The 17,293-nt window shown below is 75.7% G+C and carries 17 protein-coding genes; 10 read left to right on the plus strand and 7 right to left on the minus strand.

The genetic code is table 11. The annotated features are described in order from the left end of the window. Window positions 1-41: 41 nt before the first annotated feature. Window positions 42-827 (plus strand): spermidine synthase, encoded by a 786-nt coding sequence (locus ABT014_RS16380; RefSeq protein ID WP_350639501.1) that lies wholly within the window; start codon window positions 42-44, stop codon window positions 825-827. Window positions 828-898: 71 nt separating this feature from the next. Then, window positions 899-1,762 (plus strand): class I SAM-dependent methyltransferase, encoded by an 864-nt coding sequence (locus tag ABT014_RS16385; RefSeq protein ID WP_350639432.1) that lies wholly within the window; start codon window positions 899-901, stop codon window positions 1,760-1,762. An 80-nt stretch (window positions 1,763-1,842) separates the two neighbouring features. Here ABT014_RS16385 and ABT014_RS16390 read toward each other — a convergent pair whose 3' ends face one another. Then, a complete protein-coding gene (locus tag ABT014_RS16390) occupies window positions 1,843-3,213 on the minus strand; it encodes an MFS transporter (RefSeq protein WP_350639433.1) in 1,371 nt (456 codons plus the stop codon). A gap of 496 nt (window positions 3,214-3,709) precedes the next feature. On the opposite strand from ABT014_RS16390, the gene ABT014_RS16395 reads away from it, so the two are divergent. The 4 genes from ABT014_RS16395 (at window position 3,710) to ABT014_RS16410 (ending at window position 7,655) form a co-directional block, all read left to right on the plus strand. Then, window positions 3,710-4,372, plus strand: coding sequence for a DedA family protein (locus ABT014_RS16395; RefSeq protein ID WP_350639434.1), 663 nt, complete (start codon window positions 3,710-3,712; stop codon window positions 4,370-4,372). Window positions 4,373-4,451: 79 nt separating this feature from the next. Beyond that, window positions 4,452-5,120: an O-methyltransferase gene (locus ABT014_RS16400; protein WP_350639435.1), complete on the plus strand. Its 669-nt coding sequence runs from the start codon at window positions 4,452-4,454 to the stop codon at window positions 5,118-5,120. Between the two features lie 73 nt (window positions 5,121-5,193). Next, a complete protein-coding gene (locus ABT014_RS16405) occupies window positions 5,194-6,096 on the plus strand; it encodes a Gfo/Idh/MocA family protein (protein ID WP_350639436.1) in 903 nt (300 codons plus the stop codon). 407 nt (window positions 6,097-6,503) lie between these two features. Beyond that, window positions 6,504-7,655 (plus strand): ATP-binding protein, encoded by a 1,152-nt coding sequence (locus tag ABT014_RS16410; RefSeq protein WP_350639437.1) that lies wholly within the window; start codon window positions 6,504-6,506, stop codon window positions 7,653-7,655. A 145-nt stretch (window positions 7,656-7,800) separates the two neighbouring features. Here the strand turns inward: ABT014_RS16410 and ABT014_RS16415 are convergent, their stop codons facing one another. The 4 genes from ABT014_RS16415 to ABT014_RS16430 form a co-directional block, all read right to left on the minus strand. Further along, window positions 7,801-8,976, minus strand: coding sequence for an alpha-hydroxy-acid oxidizing protein (locus tag ABT014_RS16415; RefSeq protein ID WP_350639438.1), 1,176 nt, complete (start codon window positions 8,974-8,976; stop codon window positions 7,801-7,803). 100 nt (window positions 8,977-9,076) lie between these two features. After that, window positions 9,077-10,165 (minus strand): hypothetical protein, encoded by a 1,089-nt coding sequence (locus ABT014_RS16420; protein ID WP_350639439.1) that lies wholly within the window; start codon window positions 10,163-10,165, stop codon window positions 9,077-9,079. A gap of 129 nt (window positions 10,166-10,294) precedes the next feature. Further along, window positions 10,295-11,239, minus strand: a complete 945-nt coding sequence (locus tag ABT014_RS16425; protein ID WP_350639440.1) for an aminoglycoside phosphotransferase family protein — start codon at window positions 11,237-11,239, stop codon at window positions 10,295-10,297. Further along, entirely contained in the window at window positions 11,236-11,565 is a 330-nt protein-coding gene (locus ABT014_RS16430; RefSeq protein WP_350639441.1) for a hypothetical protein, read from the minus strand. Before ABT014_RS16430 ends, ABT014_RS16425 begins: the two co-directional genes overlap by 4 nt. A 152-nt stretch (window positions 11,566-11,717) precedes the next feature. Between ABT014_RS16430 and ABT014_RS16435 the strand changes: the two genes are divergently transcribed. Further along, complete coding sequence (locus ABT014_RS16435; protein ID WP_350639442.1) at window positions 11,718-12,254, plus strand: GNAT family N-acetyltransferase; 537 nt, start codon at window positions 11,718-11,720, stop codon at window positions 12,252-12,254. Between the two features lie 71 nt (window positions 12,255-12,325). Here ABT014_RS16435 and ABT014_RS16440 read toward each other — a convergent pair whose 3' ends face one another. Both ABT014_RS16440 and ABT014_RS16445 read right to left on the minus strand, forming a co-directional pair. After that, window positions 12,326-12,736, minus strand: a complete 411-nt coding sequence (locus ABT014_RS16440) for a YkvA family protein (RefSeq protein WP_350639443.1) — start codon at window positions 12,734-12,736, stop codon at window positions 12,326-12,328. A gap of 136 nt (window positions 12,737-12,872) precedes the next feature. Further along, window positions 12,873-13,472 carry a hypothetical protein gene (locus ABT014_RS16445; RefSeq protein ID WP_350639444.1) on the minus strand — a complete coding sequence of 200 codons (600 nt, stop codon included), beginning with the start codon at window positions 13,470-13,472 and terminating at the stop codon, window positions 12,873-12,875. 150 nt (window positions 13,473-13,622) lie between these two features. Between ABT014_RS16445 and ABT014_RS16450 the strand changes: the two genes are divergently transcribed. The 3 genes from ABT014_RS16450 to ABT014_RS16460 all read left to right on the plus strand — a co-directional run bounded on the left by ABT014_RS16450 (window position 13,623) and on the right by ABT014_RS16460 (window position 17,272). Beyond that, the gene (locus tag ABT014_RS16450) at window positions 13,623-13,895 is read left to right on the plus strand and encodes a hypothetical protein (protein ID WP_350639445.1); all 273 of its coding nucleotides are present in this window, start codon (window positions 13,623-13,625) and stop codon (window positions 13,893-13,895) included. Window positions 13,896-13,970: 75 nt separating this feature from the next. Next, window positions 13,971-15,350 (plus strand): ATP-grasp domain-containing protein, encoded by a 1,380-nt coding sequence (locus ABT014_RS16455; protein ID WP_350639446.1) that lies wholly within the window; start codon window positions 13,971-13,973, stop codon window positions 15,348-15,350. Between the two features lie 440 nt (window positions 15,351-15,790). Further along, window positions 15,791-17,272 (plus strand): cytochrome P450, encoded by a 1,482-nt coding sequence (locus tag ABT014_RS16460; protein WP_350639447.1) that lies wholly within the window; start codon window positions 15,791-15,793, stop codon window positions 17,270-17,272. Window positions 17,273-17,293: the final 21 nt, after the last annotated feature.

The raw sequence follows: 17,293 nt of genomic DNA on the forward strand, positions 1-17,293 counted from the left end.
GCCCGGTCGAGCGGCCGGTCGACCTCGGCACCGCCAAGCTGATGCCCGACCTCGACCACGACGGCGGCTGGCTGCTCACCCTGGACGGCACCCCGCAGTCCTACGTCGACCTGGCCGACCCGACCCACCTGGAGTTCGAGTACGTCCAGCGGCTCGCCCACCTGGCCGACGCGCTGGCCCCCGCCGGGCAGCCGGTCACCGCCCTGCACCTGGGCGGCGGCGCCCTCACCCTGCCCCGGTACCTGGCCGCCACCCGCCCCGGCTCGCGCCAGCGCGCCGTCGAGGTGGACGGCCCGCTGGTCCGCTTCGTCCAGCAGCAGCTGCCCTGGCCCGACGGCATCGAGGTCACCGTCGGCGACGCCCGCGCGGCGCTCGCCGAGGCCCCGGCGGGCTCGGCCGACCTGCTGGTCGCCGACGTCTTCCGGGGCTCGCGCACCCCGGCCCACCTGACCACCGTCGAATTCCTGGCCCTGGCCGCCGCCGCGCTGCGACCCGGCGGGTGCTACGCCGCCAACCTCGCCGACGGCCCGCCGCTGGCCTTCGCCCGGGCCCAGGCCGCCACCCTGCGCGCGGTCTTCCCGCACACCTGCCTGATCGCCGAACCCTCGGTGCTGCGCGGCCGCCGGTACGGCAACGTCCTGCTGGTGGGTTCCACCGCGGAACTCCCGGTGGAGGAGCTGAGCCGCCGGCTGGCCGCCGACCCCTTCCCGGCCCGGCTCGCCGACCGGGCCGAGCTCGCCGCCCTGGTCCGCGGCGTGGCCCCGGTCACCGACGACCGGGCCGAGGACTCGCCGCCGCCGCCCGAGGGCGCGTTCAGCGTCGGCTGAGCGCCCGCGCTGCCGGTCGGGCGGGCGGATGTCACAATGCCCGGAGTACCGGACGGGTGGAGGAGCGGGACATGACGGGCGATCAGCCGACAGGGGTCAGGGCCGAGCTGGCGGCGGTGCCGGAGACCGCGCTGTGGACGCTCTACCACCGGGCCTGCGAGGCCCGGCGCCCGGACACGGTGCTCCCCGACCCGCGGGCCGTGGAGCTGCTCGACCGGCTGGACTTCCCGTTCGCCGAGCGGTTCGGCTCCGGCGACGGGCGGGCCGGACGGATCCAGAGCCGGCTGCAGGGCCTGCGGGTGCGCTGCTTCGACCGGGAGGTCGCCGACTTCCTCGCCCGCTCCCCGCGCGGCACCGTGGTCTGCCTCGGCGAGGGCCTGGAGACCCAGTACTGGCGGGTCGACAACGGGCGCGCCCACTGGCTCTCGGTCGACCTGCCGGACCTGGTCGAGCTGCGCGAACGGCTGCTCCCGCCCGCGCCCCGGCAGCGGCTGCTGGCCCACTCGGCCACCGACCTGGGCTGGGCCGACCAGGTCGACCCCGGGCAGGACGTGCTGATCACCGCCCAGGGCCTGCTGATGTACCTGCGCCCGGCCGAGGTCCGCGACCTGATCGCCGGGTGCGCCGAGCGCTTCCCCGGGGCGGGCATGGTCTTCGACACCGTGCCGCGCTGGTTCGGCCGGCTCACCGTCGAGGGAAAGATGCGCAGCCGCAGCTACCAGGCCCCGCCGATGCCGTGGGCGATGGACGCGGGCGAGCGGGCGAAGCTGGCCACCGCCCACCCCGGGGTGGTCGAGATCCGCGACGTCCGGCCGATCGGCGGACCCGGCCTGCTGGGCGCGGTGGTCGACACGGCCGTCCGGCTGCCCGTGGTCTCCCGCTACCGCCCCTCGGTGGTGGCACTGCGCTTCGCCGGCCGGCCGGCGCAGGCATAGAGCCGGGCGCTTAGGGCCGGGCGCAGCCGCGCCCCGACCGGGCGGTCCGGTCGGGGCGCGGCGGGTCAGAGGCAGGGGAGTCAGTGCACCGGCTGCGGGGAGTGCTGCGCCGGTACCTCGGAGCTGCCCGAGGCGGCCGCCCCCAGGGCGGTGCCGCGGGTCTCCTCGGCCCACAGCACCGACACCAGCAGGCCGACGGCCGTGGTGCCGGCCGCGATGAGCATGGTCGGCCCGGTGCCGAGCCCGGTCAGCGACAGCGGCAGCAGGTAGGTGCCGACGGCCGCGCCGATCCGGCTCACCGAGGTGGCGACCCCGACCGCGGTCGCCCGGATCTCGGTCGGGAAGAGCTCGTTCGGGTAGGTCCAGTCGAGCACGTTCGGCCCGCCGCACAGGAAGGCGTACGCGCACAGCGCGATGACGGCGACGGCGGCCGGCGCCGCGGGCCAGACGCCCAGCAGCGCCAGCGGGACGATCATCAGGGCGAACGACCAGATGATCACCGGCCGGCGGCCCCAGCTGTCGATCAGCCGCAGCGCCGGGAAGCAGCCCAGCAGGAACACCAGGCTGACCAGGCCGGTCCCGAGCGTGTCGAGCACGGTGCCGCCCGGCATCCCGAAGGACGAGAGGATCTGCGGTCCGAAGGTCAGCATCGCGAACAGCGGGCCGACCTGGCACAGGAAGAACAGGCCGCAGAACAGTGTGCGACGGCGGTAGGGCGGGGTCATCAGCAGCCGCAGGCCGCTGCTGCGTCCGGCCTCGGCCGGATCGGGCATCAGCTCCCGGCCGTCCACCCGGACCCCCAGGTGCTTCTCGACCACCCGGACGGCGTCGCCGACCCGCCCGTGGGCGGCCAGCCAGCGCGGCGACTCCGGCGAGCCGCGGCGGATCACCAGGAACACCACGCACAGGACGGTGGAGCTGGCCAGCATCCAGCGCCAGCTGCCCTCGCCGCCGAACCGCAGGAACAGGTAGCCCGTCACGTAGGCGAGGACGGAGCCGGCGTACCAGGCGATGATCTGCTGGCCGAGCAGCCGGCCGCGGTGGCGGGCCGGCAGCCATTCGGCGAGCAGCGAGGTGGCGATCGGGTAGTCGGCGGCCACCGCCAGGCCGAGCACGAAGCGCAGCAGGGCGATCGCCCACACCGTGTCGACCCAGAAGGAGAGCACCGAGCAGACGACCATGACCAGCAGGTCGGCGGTGTACATCACCTCCCGGCCGATCTTGTCGGTGAGCACGCCGAAGAGCGCGCCGCCGACGAACATGCCGAGCAGGGCGGCGGCACCGATCAGGCTGACCTCGGAGGTCGAGAGGCCGAGGTCGGGGCGCATCCCGATCAGGGCCACGCCGACGATGCTCAGGATGTAGCCGTCGAGCAGCGGCCCGCCTGAGCAGGCCAGGGCGAGCTTGCGGTGGAAGCCGGTATACGGGGCGTTGTCGATCGTTCGGGACATGGAATTCGGGTCCTCCGGAGCGCACACGGTGCTCCCGCACGGTGCGCCGGGTAGACGGCAGAAGTCGGGGCCGCCCGGCGGGTGGCCCCGGCGCCCGGGTTCCACCGGGCGACCGTCCACGGTTGCCCGGGTCCGGGGGGCCGGATGCTGGGTCGAAGGTCCGCGGAATTCGGGACCAAGGTCCCGAACCGGACGGGCCTTCGGGCCCTGCCGGACCGGCGGTGGCCCTGTTCCGGTGGGCCGCGGACGGGTGTCGGCGGCCGGGTGCGGGCCGCGAGAAGGCCCGGGGTGACCCTGCTCACCCTGCTCACCCTGCTCGCGCCGGGTCCCGGCCCGGCGGGGGAGCGGGAACCGGGCCGGGCGGCGGTCCGTTGCAGGTGGGGGTCGCCGTCGAGTTAGGCTGCCCTGACAGGGGGGAGCCTCGCCGTATCCGCGCGCGTGGGCCCGGTCCGCCAGTACGGCAGTCGTCGCAGCACGCCCACGGAGGTAGTCCGCCTTGCACATCGACCAGTGGATCGACGGGGTCTCACCGGCGGCGGTGTACGCCATCGTCGGGCTGATCATCGGACTGGAGAGCCTCGGGATCCCGCTGCCCGGTGAGATCGCCCTGGTGTCGGCGGCGCTGCTGGCCGCCCAGGGGCACGTCAGCCCGTGGTGGGTGGCGGCCAGCGCGATCCTCGGGGCGATCGTCGGTGACTCGATCGGCTACTCGATCGGGCGCAAGGGCGGCAAGCCGCTGTTCGAACGGCTGGGCCGGAAGTTCCCCCGGCACTTCGGCCCGGAGCACCTGGAGAGCGCCGAGCGCTCGTTCCGGAAGTGGGGCATGTGGGCGGTCTTCTTCGGCCGCTTCGTCGCCCTGCTGCGGATCTTCGCCGGGCCGCTGGCGGGTGCGCTGCGGATGCCGTACTGGAAGTTCCTGATCGCCAACGTGCTGGGCGGGGTGGCCTGGGCCGGCGGCACCACGCTGCTGGTCTACCAGGTCGGCAAGGTGGCCGAGAAGTGGCTGAAGAGCTTCTCCTGGATCGGGCTGGTGGCGGCCGTGCTGGTCGGCGGCGGCTCGGCCTGGGTGATGAAGCGCCGGGCGGCCAAGGCCAGGATCGGTCACCCCGAGGTGGTCGGCGGCAAGAGCGGCACGCCGGTGGAGGCCGTCTCCGACTGATCCGCCGTCACCCGGCTGGGTTAGGGTTGCGGATGATCTACCCCGGAGAACGATCCGAGCAGTGACGTGGAGGCGGGCCATGGACCAGCAGCAGTGGACAGCGGTCGACGACTACTTCAGCGAGGTGCTGATCGGCCCGGACGAGGCACTGGAGGGCGCGCTCGCCGCCGCCGACGCCGCGGGCCTGCCGCCCATCAACGTGGCCCCCAACCAGGGCAAGCTGCTCCAGCTGCTGGCCGCCACCAACGGCGCCCGGCGGATCCTGGAGATCGGCACCCTGGGCGGCTACAGCACCATCTGGCTCGGCCGCGCGCTGCCCGCCGGCGGCAGCCTGGTGACCCTCGAACTGGACCCGGCGCACGCCCGGGTTGCCGAGGCCAGCCTCGAGCGGGCCGGCCTCGGCGACCGCGCCGAGGTGGTGGTCGGCAAGGCGGCGGACAGCCTGGCCCGCCTCGCCGACGAGGGCGTCGAGCCGTTCGACTTCGTCTTCGTGGACGCCGACAAGCCGAGCAACCCCGAGTACTTCGGGTGGGCGCTGAAGCTCACCCGGCCCGGCGCCCTGATCGTGGTCGACAACGTGGTGCGCGGCGGCGCGGTCGCCGATGCCGCCTCCACGGACGCCGCGGTGCTCGGGGTCCGCCGGATGCACGAGCTGATCGCCGCCGAACCGCGGGTGTCGGCCACCTCCGTGCAGACCGTCGGGACCAAGGGCTACGACGGATTCACCCTGATCCGCGTCGAGCGCTGAGCCCGACCGGGCCGGTACGCCGGCCGGGCCGGTCCCCCGACCGGGCCGTACGCACCAGTGGAGAGGCACCAGGATGAGGATCGGACTGCTCGGGACGGGCCCCTGGGCCCGGCGGGTGCACGCCCCCGCGCTGGCCGCGCACCCGGACGTGGAGTTCGCCGGCGTCTGGGGCCGGCGCCCCGCCGCCGCGGCCGAGCTGGCCGGGCCGTACGGGGTTCCCGTGCACCAGGACCTGGACGCGCTGCTCGACCAGGTCGACGCGGTCGCCGTGGCGCTGCCGCCGTCCGTCCAGGGCGAGCTGGCGATCCGGGCCGCCGAGGCCGGCAAGCACCTGCTGCTGGACAAGCCGGTCGCGCTGGACCCGGCGGTGGCCCGCCGGGTGGCCGAGGCGGCGCAGGCCAACGCGGTCGCCTCGGTGGTGTTCTTCACGCTGCGGTTCAACGCCGACCAGGCCGACTGGCTGACCGAACAGGCCGCCCGCGACGGGTGGTTCACCGCCCGCTGCGAGTGGCTCGGCGCGGTCTTCACCTCCCCGGACAGCCCGTACGCGGCCTCGCCCTGGCGGCAGGAGAAGGGCGCGCTGTGGGACGTCGGTCCGCACGCACTCTCCCTGCTGCTGCCCGTCCTCGGCGAGGTCCGCCGGGTGACCGCGGCGGCCGGCCCGGGCGACACCGTGCACCTGGTGCTGCGGCACGCCTCCGGCGCCAGCTCCACCCTCACCCTGAGCCTGACCACCCCGCCGGAGGCGGCGGTCGACGGGGTGGGGCTGGAGCTGCGCGGAGCGGCTGGGCTGACCAGGATGCCCGCCCGCAACGAGGGCCCGGCCGAGGCCTACGCCCGCGCCCTGGACGCCCTGCACACCACCGCGGCCGGCGGCCCGGCCCACCCCTGCGACGCGGCCTTCGGCGCCCGGGTGGTGGAGATCCTGGCCGCCGCCGAACGCTCCCTGGCCACCGGCACCGGGCTCGATCTCTGAGACCGTTTCCGAGATCTGCCGTTCCCCGTTGCTGAGGCGTTCGTCGAGCTCCCCGTGAGCGGCGTGAGGAGTGGATGTCCGACGGACCTGACGGGCGAGCAGTCGTGGTGCCGACCGGGTGTGCTCACGGGTGGCACGACCATGGGCCCGTGCCCCACGACCACACCGGGCCGACGCGAGAAATTCTCGAAATTCCTTGCCCCGGAGCCGCCCGGAACAGTGCCGCAGACGGCGTCCGGAGGGCCGCGGCGGCCTTGCGGTGGCGGTGCGCACCCCTGCCGGCCGGGCGGTCCCGGTGGCCCTTCAGGAGCCCGTCCACGACCTCGCCAAACAGGCTCTGACCTGGTGTTTTTTCGGAAATCTCCTAGGCTGGGGGAGCTTTGTCGGACACCCTCGGAGGGGGCAGCATGAGCGAGGAAGTCAAGGCGTACGACGCCAGCACGATCGTGGTTCTGGAGGGCCTGGAGGCCGTTCGGAAGCGGCCCGGGATGTACGTCGGATCGGTCGGTGAACGCGGGCTTCACCACCTGGTGTTCGAGGCCGCAGAGCCGGCGCTGGAGGAGATCCTCGGCGGCACCGCCAGCCGTGTCGAGATCACCCTCACCGCCGACGGCGGCGTCCGCATCGCCGACGACGGTACGGGCCTCCCGGTCGAGCACGCCGGCCACCGCGACGGCCCGGCGCTGGAGACCCGGTTGACCGTGCTCTGCTGCGGGGTACGGCCTGCCGACCGGCGCTCACTGTACGGCGGCTCCTTCGGCGTGGGACCGGCCGTCGTCAACGCCCTGTCGAGCCGTCTGGCGGCCGAGGTGCGACGCGACGGCACCCGCTGGTTCCTGGAGTACGAGCGAGGCGTGGCTGTCGCGCCGCTCGCTCGCACCGGACCGGCCGGCGGGAGCGGGACCACGATCACGTTCGAGCCCGATGCCGAGATCTTCGAGACGCTGGAGTTCTCCTTCGACACACTGGCCGAGCGCTTGAGGGAATTGTCCTTCCTGAACCGGGAGTTGGACATCACCCTGACCGATGACCGCGACCCCGCGGCGCCCCGGCCGGTCCGTTTCCGCTTCCCGGGCGGACCGAGGGACCACATCGCCGAGCAGGGCACCCCCCTCCACCCGGACGTCATCGCCTTCGAACGCGAGGACCCCGACATGGCGGGGACCGTCGAGGTGGCCCTGCGCTGGTGCGACTCCCGCGAGGAGCAGGTCGCGAGCTACGCCAACAGCCGGCCGACCGCCGGCGGCGGCACGCACGAGCTCGGCTTCCGTGACGGCCTGGCTACCGCGGTCGACGCCTGCGCCCGGGAACAACAGTTGCTCGCCCCGTCCGACCCCGACTTCACCCCCGCCCAGCTCGGTGCGGGCCTGACGGCGGTCGTCTCGGTCAAGCTCGATCACCCCGAGTTCGAGGGGTCCATCCGCGACCGACTGGGCAACGGGCCCGTCCGCGCCTGCGTCGCCGAGGCCGTCCGCGAGCACCTGACCGCCTGGCTCCGCGCCAACCCGGCGCAGGCGGCCGCCGTCCTCGCTCGGATCTCGAGGACCCCCCGCCACTGACAGCGGCACACCGCAGCCCAGGTCGGGGACGGTCACCGACCTGGGCTCTTCGGTGGGCGTCCGCCACGTCGAACCCCCGGATCGCCGCAGGCGCCGTGCACGGCCTGGGCCGGGTGCGAGTGGGTCGGTGCCGTGTGGGCCGGTGTCAGTCGTCGGTCGGCACCCGGCGCAGAGCGGCGGGTAGGTCGCGCAGTGCCGGGTAGCCGTTCACGGCCATGCTCAGGTCGGCCTCGGCGAGCAGCGAGCGCAGCACGTGCACCACCCCGTCGGTGCCGCCGAGCGCGAGGCCGTAGGTGAACGGGCGGCCGACGCCGACCGCGGTGGCGCCCAGTGCGAGCGCCTTGAGGACGTCGGCGCCGGTGCGCACCCCGGAGTCGAACAGCACCGGCAGACCGTCGGCGGCCGCCACCACCTCCGGCAGCAGGTCCAGGGCGGGGATGCCGCCGTTGGCCTGCCGGCCGCCGTGGTTGGAGCAGTGGATGCCGTCGACGCCGGCGTCCTTGGCCCGGCGGACGTCCTCGGGGTGGCAGATGCCCTTCAGCAGCAGCGGGAGCTCGGTCAGCGAGCGCAGCCAGGGCAGGTCGTCCCAGGTCAACGGGTTGCCGAAGAGCTGGGCGAAGAGTCCCACCACGGCCTGCGGATCCGCCTGCGGCTCCCGGCCGAGCCGGGCCCGGAAGACCGGGTCGGCGGTGTAGTTGGCCAGGCACCGGCCGCGCAGCTGGGGGAAGTTGGCGGTGGCGAGGTCGCGCGGGCGCCAGCCGGTGGTCCAGGTGTCGAGGGTGACCACGATGCCCCGGTAGCCGGCCGCCTCGGCCCGGTGCACCAGGCTGGCGGCGAGTTCGCGGTCGGTGGGGGTGTAGAGCTGGAAGAAGCCGGGGGTCTCACCGAACTCGGCGGCGACCGCCTCCAGCGGGTCCTCGGCGAGCGTCGAGGCGATCATCGGCACCCCGGTCCGGGCCGCGGCGCGGGCGGCGGCGAGGTCGCCGTGCCCGTCCTGGCCGCACAGCCCGAGCACCCCGACCGGGGCCATGAACAGCGGTGCGGGCAGCCGCAGTCCGAACAGGTCCACCGACAGGTCGCGGGTGGTCGCCCCGACCAGCATCCGGGGGACCAGGCCCCAGCGGTCGAAGGCGCTCACGTTCGCCCGCTGGGTCCGCTCGTCGCCGGCCCCGCCCGCGACGTACGACCAGACCGAGGGCGGCAGGGCGGCCTCGGCGCCCGCCGCCAGCCCCTCGAAGGTCATCGGGAACCGGGGCAGGACACCGTGCAGTCCCTCGCCGTAGATCTCGTACTGGTAGTCGCCGTACTGCTGCTGGCCCATCGGGTCGCCTCTCCGTCGCGGACCTCCACCGTGCCGTGCCCCGGCGTCCGGGGGAAGGGCGCGGCGGGTGGGGCGGCGGTCCGGCGGGTGCGGCAGGTGCTCAGGCGGCCTTCGGACGGCGGTCGGCGGGACGGCGGGGCGGGATCGGCACGGACGGGAAGTCCCGCGGGCCGGTCCACAGCGAAGGGACGGCGTCGCTGCGGCGGGCGAGTTCGTAGCCGATGCTCTCGTAGTTCACCCGCCAGCCGCGGAACTGCGGCCAGGCCTCGGCGGCGCCGTGCTCGGCGGGGAAGCCGGTCGCGCCCACCAGGGCCACGGCGGCGTCGAACTCTGCGTAGCTGAGCCGGATCGGGTCGTCCGGGTCCGGGTCCGGGTTGTAGCGGATCCGCAGCGCGTCGGCGATGTCGCGCATCGCGGTGAAACCGGCGCGCAGCACCAGCCGGGCCTCCGGCGGGGCGCTGCGCGGGCAGAGCGCGAGCTGCATGGCGGCGGCGTCGAGCACGGCCATCAGCCCGACCACCCAGTTGCGGTAGGGCTGCGGGGAGCGGAAGGACAGCAGCACCGGGTAGTTGGAGTGCCCCTCGCCGATGTCCGCGGCCAGCCGCTCCCAGGCCCGGTAGAGGTCGGGCAGGGCGGTCTCGGTGCCCACCAGGGCCTGCCGGGCCAGCAGTTCGGGCCCCCAGGCGGGCTCGCCGGCCCGCGACTGCAGCAGCGTGACCTCCACCTCGCGCCGGTTGTAGGCGCCGTACAGCGTCGGCAGGTAGCCGATCAGCAGCGCGATGATCAGCGGGCCGGTGGCGGCCGCCACGAAGTCCAGCGCGGACAGCCGCAGTCGGTCGCCGCTGGCGAACCCCAGCGTGAACAGGCTGGAGCCGGCCTCGCGCAGGCAGACCGTCCAGCTCAGACCCGAACTGCCGAACAGCAGCATGGTGTACGCCAGCAGCGTGCCCAGCAGCCAGGTGGCGAGCGTGCAGACCACTATCAGCGGGGCGAGCCAGGTCTGCGCGCGGTCGATGGTGCGGTAGCTGCGGAACGGGGCGCTGAGCAGCAGGAGCAGCCGGCGCAGCACCGCCCAGAGCCGGTTCACCAGGATCGAGTAGAGCCCACGCGGCACCACCAGGGTGCGCAGGATGCTCGCGGCGGTGACCCAGAGCAGGGCCAGCCCGGCCAGGGCGATGATCAACCTCATGGGGCCCATTGTGTCCCGCGCGCCCCGCAGGTCGTGGCCGGGCCCGATGCTGCCGGCGTCGCGGGTGTCGCGGGTGTCGCGGGTGTCGCCGATGCTGCCGGTGTCGCGGACGCTCGCTCGGCGGCCGCGTCAGCGGCGGGCCTCCGCGACCAGCCGGCGCAGCGTGGCCTGTCCGGGCGGGCCCCAGTCGGCCTTGCCGCCGGGGCGGCCCTGCACGCCGGCCTCGCCGATGTGGATGCAGGCGAGCGCCTTCAGCACCGCGCAGCCGCGGGCGCGGCGCACGGTCGCGGCGTCCGGCGCGGGCCGGTAGGCGGCGAGGAACCGGTCGGCGGCCCCGTCCGGCAGCAGGAGCCAGGCGGCGGCCAGGTCGTACGCCGGATCGCCCGCGCAGAGGTCGCCGAAGTCGATCACGCCGCAGAAGGTGCCGTCCGCGGTGAGGACGTTGGCCGGGTGCAGGTCGGCGTGGAGCCAGACCGCCGGGCCCCGGTGGCCCGGTGCCGCGAGGGCGTCGGCCCAGACGGCGCGGACGGCCTCCGGGTCGGGGATCAGCCCCCATCCGGTCGCCGCGGCGAGCGCCCGGGCGAAGCCCTCGGCGTGGTCGGCCAGCGGGCCGCCGCGGTCGCGGCCGGCCGGCGCACCGGCGGGGGCGGGCCGGTGCAGCGCGGTCAGGAAGCCGGCCAGGGCGTCGGCGGCATCCTCCGCCCGGGTGGCGGGCGCGCGGTCGGCGGGCGTGCCCGGCAGCCAGGTGGTGACGATCCAGGGGCGGGGGAACCGCTCGGAGGGCTCGCCGAGGCGCTGCGGCACGGGGACCGGCAGCGGGAGCCCTGGAGCGAGGAGGGGCAGCCAGGCGTGCTCCTTGCGCAGCAGCTCGTCCGCGGACGGGGTCGCCCAGGGCAGCCGGACCGCGAGGTCGTCGCCGAGCCGCCACAGCTGGTTGTCCCAGCCGCGCGCGCCGAGCGCCACGGGGTGCTCCGCCAGGTCGGGGTGCTGCTCGCGCAGCAGCTCCCGGACCAGCTCGGCGGTGATCCCGGTCTCGAGGTGGGTCGGCTGCGACGACCCGTGGTCCGCGGTCACCGGGCGGGGCACTGCTGGTCCGCCGCGTCGATCGCGCCGCAGTCCTGGTCGACGAGGTGGAAGCAGGTGGCGATGGGCCGGACCGTGATCGAGTCCGGGCGCTGGACCACCTCGAAGCGGCGGTGCTCGTACCGTGCACCGGACCGGCCGCCGGCCTGCGCCGGTGCGTGGGTGGTCAGGACGCAGAACTGCCCGGGCAGGATCGGGTAGCTGTCCTCCCCTGGCTCCACGATCAGCTCCAGCGGCACGTCACCGCCGTTGGTGATCACCAGCTCCGAGGTCTCCCCGCCGAACATCCGCGCCGCCTTCGCCACCCGTGCGGGCACCGGCCTCCGGTACCCGGGGCCGATCCTCACACAGGATCGCGGTGGGCGGCCCTCGCATCCGCCGAAGCACCGGACAGCGGTGGGGTGGGCTGTGGCACGATGACGGCGCGGCGCCCGTGGGGGCCGCCGCTCGGAGAACGGGAGTGGTGCACGTGGCGAGCGACCTGATCTTCCGGACCGCCGGACCGGCCGACATCCCCGCCCTGCGGGCCCTGGTCCAGTCCGCCTACCGCGGCGAGTCCAGCCGGGTCGGCTGGACCACCGAGGCCGATCTGCTGGAGGGCCAGCGCACCGACGCCGAGACGCTCGCCGCGGTGCTCGCCCGGCCGAACTCGCTGGTGCTGCTGGCCGAGCGGGCGGGCGAGCTGGTGGCCTGCTGCCAGCTGGAACACCGCGGCGAGGTCGCCTACTTCGGGTTGTTCTCGGTCCGCCCCGAGCAGCAGGGCGGCGGCCTGGGCCGCGCGGTGCTGGCCCGGGCCGAGCAGCTGGCCCGGGACGAGTGGGGCGCGGCCGAGCTGGAGATGACGGTGATCGAGCAGCGGGCCGACCTGATCGCCTGGTACGAGCGGCGCGGCTTCACCCGCACCGGCGAGTTCACCCCGTTCCCCTACGGCGACGAGCGCTTCGGCGTCCCGCTCCGCCCCGACCTGCGGTTCGAACGGCTGGCCAAGGCGCTGCACGCGTCCTGAGCAGCGGCGGGGGCCGCGCGTGGTCGTCCCGCCGGGTCGGGTCTGGTCGGGCCGGCGGCGGTCGACCGGGGTCAGGCCAGGTCCGGGCCGGGGCGGGCGGGGTCGGGCCGCTCGCCGCGGCGCCACTCCACGTACCGGCCGGACTCCCTGGTCAGCCCGGTCAGGAACCAGAGCAGCACGGCGGTGTCGTCGGTCCAGCCGACCACCGGGATGATGTCCGGGACGGCGTCCAGCGGGCTCACCAGGTACAGCGCCACCAGCAGCCCGAGGCCGGCCAGCTTGCCGGGGCCGACCCCCGGGTAGCGGCCGCGCAGCACGTCCGTCACCAGGCCCGGCAGGGCGACCACCCGCTTGCCCAGGCCGGGCGCGCCGGGGCGGCGGGTCTCCCGGTACAGGCCCCAGGCCGAGCGGGAGACGGCGGCGCCGTCCAGCCCGCGCGCACCCCGGCCGGCCGTGCGCTTCGACGGTGCCCCTCTGCCCATGACGGTCTCCCTCCGCGTACGGGCCGCGTACCCGCGCGGGCGGCCCGTACGCACGGTACGCGACGCGGATGCCGGTCCGGGTCGCCGTTCGGTACCTGTTCGGCCACCGATCCGTGCCGACCTCGCGGTGCGGACCTCACCCGCCGTACAGGCTGCGGCAGACCCGGGCCTGCTCGGAGCCCGGCGCCCACTGGCCGAGCCGCTCCGCCTCGGCGCAGACCTTCAGCTCGGCGAGCAGCGCCGGGGAGGGGTCGGACTTCGGACGGGCCGCGGTGGGCCCGGGCCGGCGGGTGGACGGTGACGGCTTGGCCTGGCCGCTCCGGCGGGCGGACGCCGGGGCGGACGCCGGGGCGGAGGCCGGCGCGGCGGACGGGCGGGCGGCGGACGGGTCGGGCGACGCCGAGCCGTCGGCGGGGCCCGGCACGCCTCCGGGCGCCCCGGCCGGTGCGGGGGCAGGGGAGGCTCGGGGCGGCGGGGCGAGCGGGGTCGCGTCGGCGCCCGTGGAGCCGGTGACCAGGGTGCCGGTGTCCTCGGCGGCCAGCGGCCCGCAGGTGGCCAGCAGCCCGCCGAGCGCCAGCGCGCCCCCGAGCACCGCGACCACCCGCACCACCTGCCGCGCCCGCCGGGGCGGGGGAGTGAGCGCCGGCTCCCACGGCGTGGGCGGTGGCGGGGGAGGCGGCCCGGCCGGCTGCTGCTCCCAGGAGTACCGCCAGGGTGCCTGCCACTGCTCGTCCACGTGCGTCCTTCCGCCGTCCGACCGGTCACTGCTCAGGCCGGGCCTCACCGTGCCCAACGACGGACCGGCGGTTGCGGAACGGCCGGCCGGGTGCGTCCACCCGGCCGAGGCACGGATGCGGGTGGCCGGGCCCGGCCCGATCCTGGCGGGATGGAGAACCTGACGCAGACCCGTGGGACCAGGGAGAGCACGATGGAGTCGAGCAAGGCGGCGCAGCCGCTGGTCGAGATCGCCGAGTTCCGGACCGACAGCCGCTACCGGCTGGTCCACTTCCAGGGCATCGGCTGGAAGCCGCTGGCACCGGAGGAGTTCGAACCCGAGCTCAAGCAGCACTTCCCTGACCTCGATCCGCACGACGCGCAGCAGGTGCGCTGGGCCGACCGGCCGTGGGAGTGGCCGGCCTGGCGGCCCGGCGAGGCCTGACGGCGCCTTACGGCGCTCCGGCCGGGGTGGGCGCAACCGGCTCCGCCCGGCCGGGCGGAGCCGTAGGCTCGGCGGATGCGAAGCGCAGCGTGGCTGGAGGCGTGGACCGGCGGCCGGCGGGCCGTGCACATCGGGGACGTCGCCGACTTCAACGCCCAGTTCATCCCGCAGACCGACCTGACCAGGCGACAGGGCCACCACTACTCCTGCCTGGCCGCGTTCTACAGCCCCCACCCGGCCCTCCTGGTCCTGCCCCACCAGGTGGAGGAGGGCTGGACCCGGCTGCTGGAACGTGAGTTGGACTGGTCCGCGGTGGAGCTGCACAGCGGCCTCGCGGGCGACGGCGACCTGATGGCGGCCGCGCTGGCCGCCCGCCCGGCGCTGCGGCAGCGGATCGACGGCCTCGGCCTGCCGATCCACCGCTGGGGCCGCAGCGGCGCCACCGGGAGCGCGGACCGGGCGCGGTCGGGCGCCGAACCGGGACCGGGGTCGGGGTCGGGCGCCGGGCCGGACCCGCGGCTGGCGGCGGTGCGCCGCTACGAGGCGAAGGACCACTCGCACGCCCTGTTCGCCCGCCTCGCGCCGGCCCACCCGGGGATCCACGTCCCGGCGCAGCAGGCCGTCCGCCCGGGGCGCCGGCTGGCCCGGCTGATCGCCGGACAGGCGGCCCGCGGTCGACCCACCGTGCTCAAGGCCCGGCACGGGGTCGGCGGCTTCGGCACCGCCGTCCTGACCCCCGAGCAGATCGCCGCGGCGGGCGGTGCGGGGCCGCTGCTGCGCGCCCTGATCGGGCAGCGGATCCTGCCCGCCGGGGCCGACCTGCTGGTCGAGGAGTACGTGCCGGGCGGCGGCCGGCTGCGCCACCCCAGCTTCGACGGTCTGGTCGACCAGGACGGCGGCGTGCACCCGGTCGGGGTCGCGCTGATGGCGGTCGAGGGGACCGGCTACCGCGGCGCCACGGTCGGGCCCGGCCTGCTGCCGGAGCAACTCGCCACCACAGCAGTGGCGTTCGGGCTGGCGGTCGGCCGCGAGCTGGCGGCCGCGGGCCACCGCGGCTGGTACGAGGTCGACTTCGTCACCGGCCGGGACGGGCGGCTGTCACCGACCGAGACCAACCTGCGGCTCACCGGCCCCGCGGTCGCCTTCCTGCTCAAGGCCCGGCTGGACGCCGTCCGCGGCCCCGGCCACCTGGTCCGCACCGTCGACCAACTCCCGCTCGGGGCACGGCTCGGACAGCAGGCGCTGCTCGCACACCTGGAGCGGGTCGCGGTGCGCTGCGCCCGGTTCGGCGCGCTGCTGCTGCCGACCATCCCCACCGCGGGCTTCGACCCGGCGCCCACCGTGGGCATCGCGCTGGCCGCGACCGACCACGACGCGCTGGACGCGGCGGAAGCGGTCACCCGCGCGGCCAACCTGGCACTGGGCGACCCCTTCACCCCGCTCGACGTGGACTGACCGGCCCGGAGGACGATCCGGCTGTAGCACGGTGGCGCTGGGTGCGGGTGGGGAATCCGCGGGAGAACCCACGCACGGGCGAACCCGGGGCGGAGTGCGCTCGGTGGGGGACCGGGGCGGGCGAGGCTGGTGGCAGCGCTCCCGCGTACCGGTGCGGCGCGGGCCGGAGTTCGGCCCGCCGTCCGGCGCTCGGGAGGTCTGGGACGGCCGGCAGGAAGGTGCCGCATCATTCTGGAAACCGGTGGCGTCTTCGGGCGGCCGCCGCCCGCGGCCCCTGACGCCCGCCCCGACCGCGGTGCCCGCGCCCCGTCCGGCCGGCACCGCGCCCGCGCGATCCGCTGCCGGCCCGCCCGCGCCGCACCGGTCACCCCCCGACCGGCCGCGCCGCGCCCGTCCCCGACAGCCGCGCGCGCCCCGCCCCACCACGACCCGGAGACACCTTGACCACGCCGTACCCTGACGACCCTGACGCCCGGCCCACCCCGCCGCCCGGCTGCCCCGCCCACCACTCCGGCACCGCCGGCCTGCGCCGGATCTACGGACCGGAGGCCGAGGCCGACCCGGCGGCCCTGTACGAGACGCTGCGCGCCGAGCACGGCGAGGTGGCGCCCGTCCTCGTGCACGGCGACCTGCCGGCCTGGCTGGTGCTCGGCCACGCCGCCAACCTGACCGCCATGCGCACGCCCTCCCGCTTCTCCCGGGACTCCCGCCGCTGGACGGCGTTCCAGCAGGACCTGGTCACCCCGGACTCGCCGCTGATGCCGGTGATCGGCTGGCAGCCGCTGTGCGTGTTCGCGGACGGGGAGGAGCACAAGCGCCTGCGCGGCGCGGTCACCGACAGCCTGAACCGCTTCGACCGGCGCGGGATCCGCCGCTACGTCACCCGCTTCGCGGACCAGCTGATCGAGGAGTTCGGGCCGACCGGGCACGCCGAGCTGGTCTCCCAGTTCGCCGAGCACCTGCCGATGCTGGTGATGACCCAGCTGGTCGGGATGCCCGAGGAGTACGGGCCCCGGCTGGTCGAGGCCGCCCGGGACCTGATGAAGGGCACCGAGACGGCGATCGCCAGCAACGACTACGTGGTGGCGACGCTGCGCCGGATGATGGACCGCAAGCGGGTGGCGCCCGGCGCGGACCTGGTGTCCTGGCTGATGCAGCACCAGGCCGGGCTGACCGACGACGAGGTGCTGGAGCACCTGCGGGTAGTGGTGCTCGCCGCGAACGAGACCACCGTCAACCTGATCGCGGACACCCTGAAGCTGCTGCTCACCGACCGGCGGTTCCGCGCCGACCTGTCCGGCGGCCACATGACCCTGCCGGACGCGCTGGACCAGGTGCTCTGGGACTCGGTGCCGATGTCCCTGGTCGCCGGCCGCTGGGCGACCGGCGACACCGAGCTCGGCGGACAGCAGATCAGGACCGGCGACATGCTGCTGCTGGGCCTCGCCGCGGGCAACGTCGACCCGGCGGTCCGTCCCGACCTGGCGAAGCCGCTCTACGGCAACCGCTCGCACCTGGCGTTCGGCGGCGGCCCGCACGAGTGCCCCGGCCAGGACATCGGCCGGGCCATCGCGGAGACCAGCATCGACATCCTGCTCACCCGGCTGCCGGACCTCCAGCTCGCCGTCACCGAGGACGAGTTGACCTGGACCTCGGCCTGGATCTCGCGGCACCTGGTGGAGCTGCCGGTGCGCTTCGCACCGCGGGCCGGCACCCGGCCGGCGGCGCCGGCTCAGGAGCCGCTGGCGGCGACGGCCCCCACCGGCCGGGCCTCCGCGGCGCAGTCGCCGGCCCAGCCCGGCGGCCCGCGCCACCGGGCGGGCCGCCCGGCCGCGCCGGCCGCCGAACCGGGCAGCACCGCCACCGTCCCGCGCCAGCGCCGCAGTTGGTGGAGTCTGCTGACCGGAAGGTACCGGCGCTGAGCGCGGCCCGCCCCGCGCCCG

It is taken from the genome of Kitasatospora sp. NPDC094015, assembly GCF_040304075.1.
Lineage (GTDB): Bacteria > Actinomycetota > Actinomycetes > Streptomycetales > Streptomycetaceae > Kitasatospora.

Coding starts and splice junctions, on each gene's coding strand:
- ABT014_RS16405 (WP_350639436.1), top strand. CDS start 5,194: ATGAGGATCGGACTGCTCGGGACGGGCCCCTGGGCCCGGCGGGTGCAC.
- ABT014_RS16400 (WP_350639435.1), top strand. CDS start 4,452: ATGGACCAGCAGCAGTGGACAGCGGTCGACGACTACTTCAGCGAGGTG.
- ABT014_RS16390 (WP_350639433.1), bottom strand. CDS start 3,213: ATGTCCCGAACGATCGACAACGCCCCGTATACCGGCTTCCACCGCAAG.
- ABT014_RS16420 (WP_350639439.1), bottom strand. CDS start 10,165: ATGAGGTTGATCATCGCCCTGGCCGGGCTGGCCCTGCTCTGGGTCACC.
- ABT014_RS16450 (WP_350639445.1), top strand. CDS start 13,623: ATGGAGAACCTGACGCAGACCCGTGGGACCAGGGAGAGCACGATGGAG.
- ABT014_RS16380 (WP_350639501.1), top strand. CDS start 42: ATGCCCGACCTCGACCACGACGGCGGCTGGCTGCTCACCCTGGACGGC.
- ABT014_RS16410 (WP_350639437.1), top strand. CDS start 6,504: ATGAGCGAGGAAGTCAAGGCGTACGACGCCAGCACGATCGTGGTTCTG.
- ABT014_RS16455 (WP_350639446.1), top strand. CDS start 13,971: ATGCGAAGCGCAGCGTGGCTGGAGGCGTGGACCGGCGGCCGGCGGGCC.
- ABT014_RS16385 (WP_350639432.1), top strand. CDS start 899: ATGACGGGCGATCAGCCGACAGGGGTCAGGGCCGAGCTGGCGGCGGTG.
- ABT014_RS16415 (WP_350639438.1), bottom strand. CDS start 8,976: ATGGGCCAGCAGCAGTACGGCGACTACCAGTACGAGATCTACGGCGAG.
- ABT014_RS16440 (WP_350639443.1), bottom strand. CDS start 12,736: ATGGGCAGAGGGGCACCGTCGAAGCGCACGGCCGGCCGGGGTGCGCGC.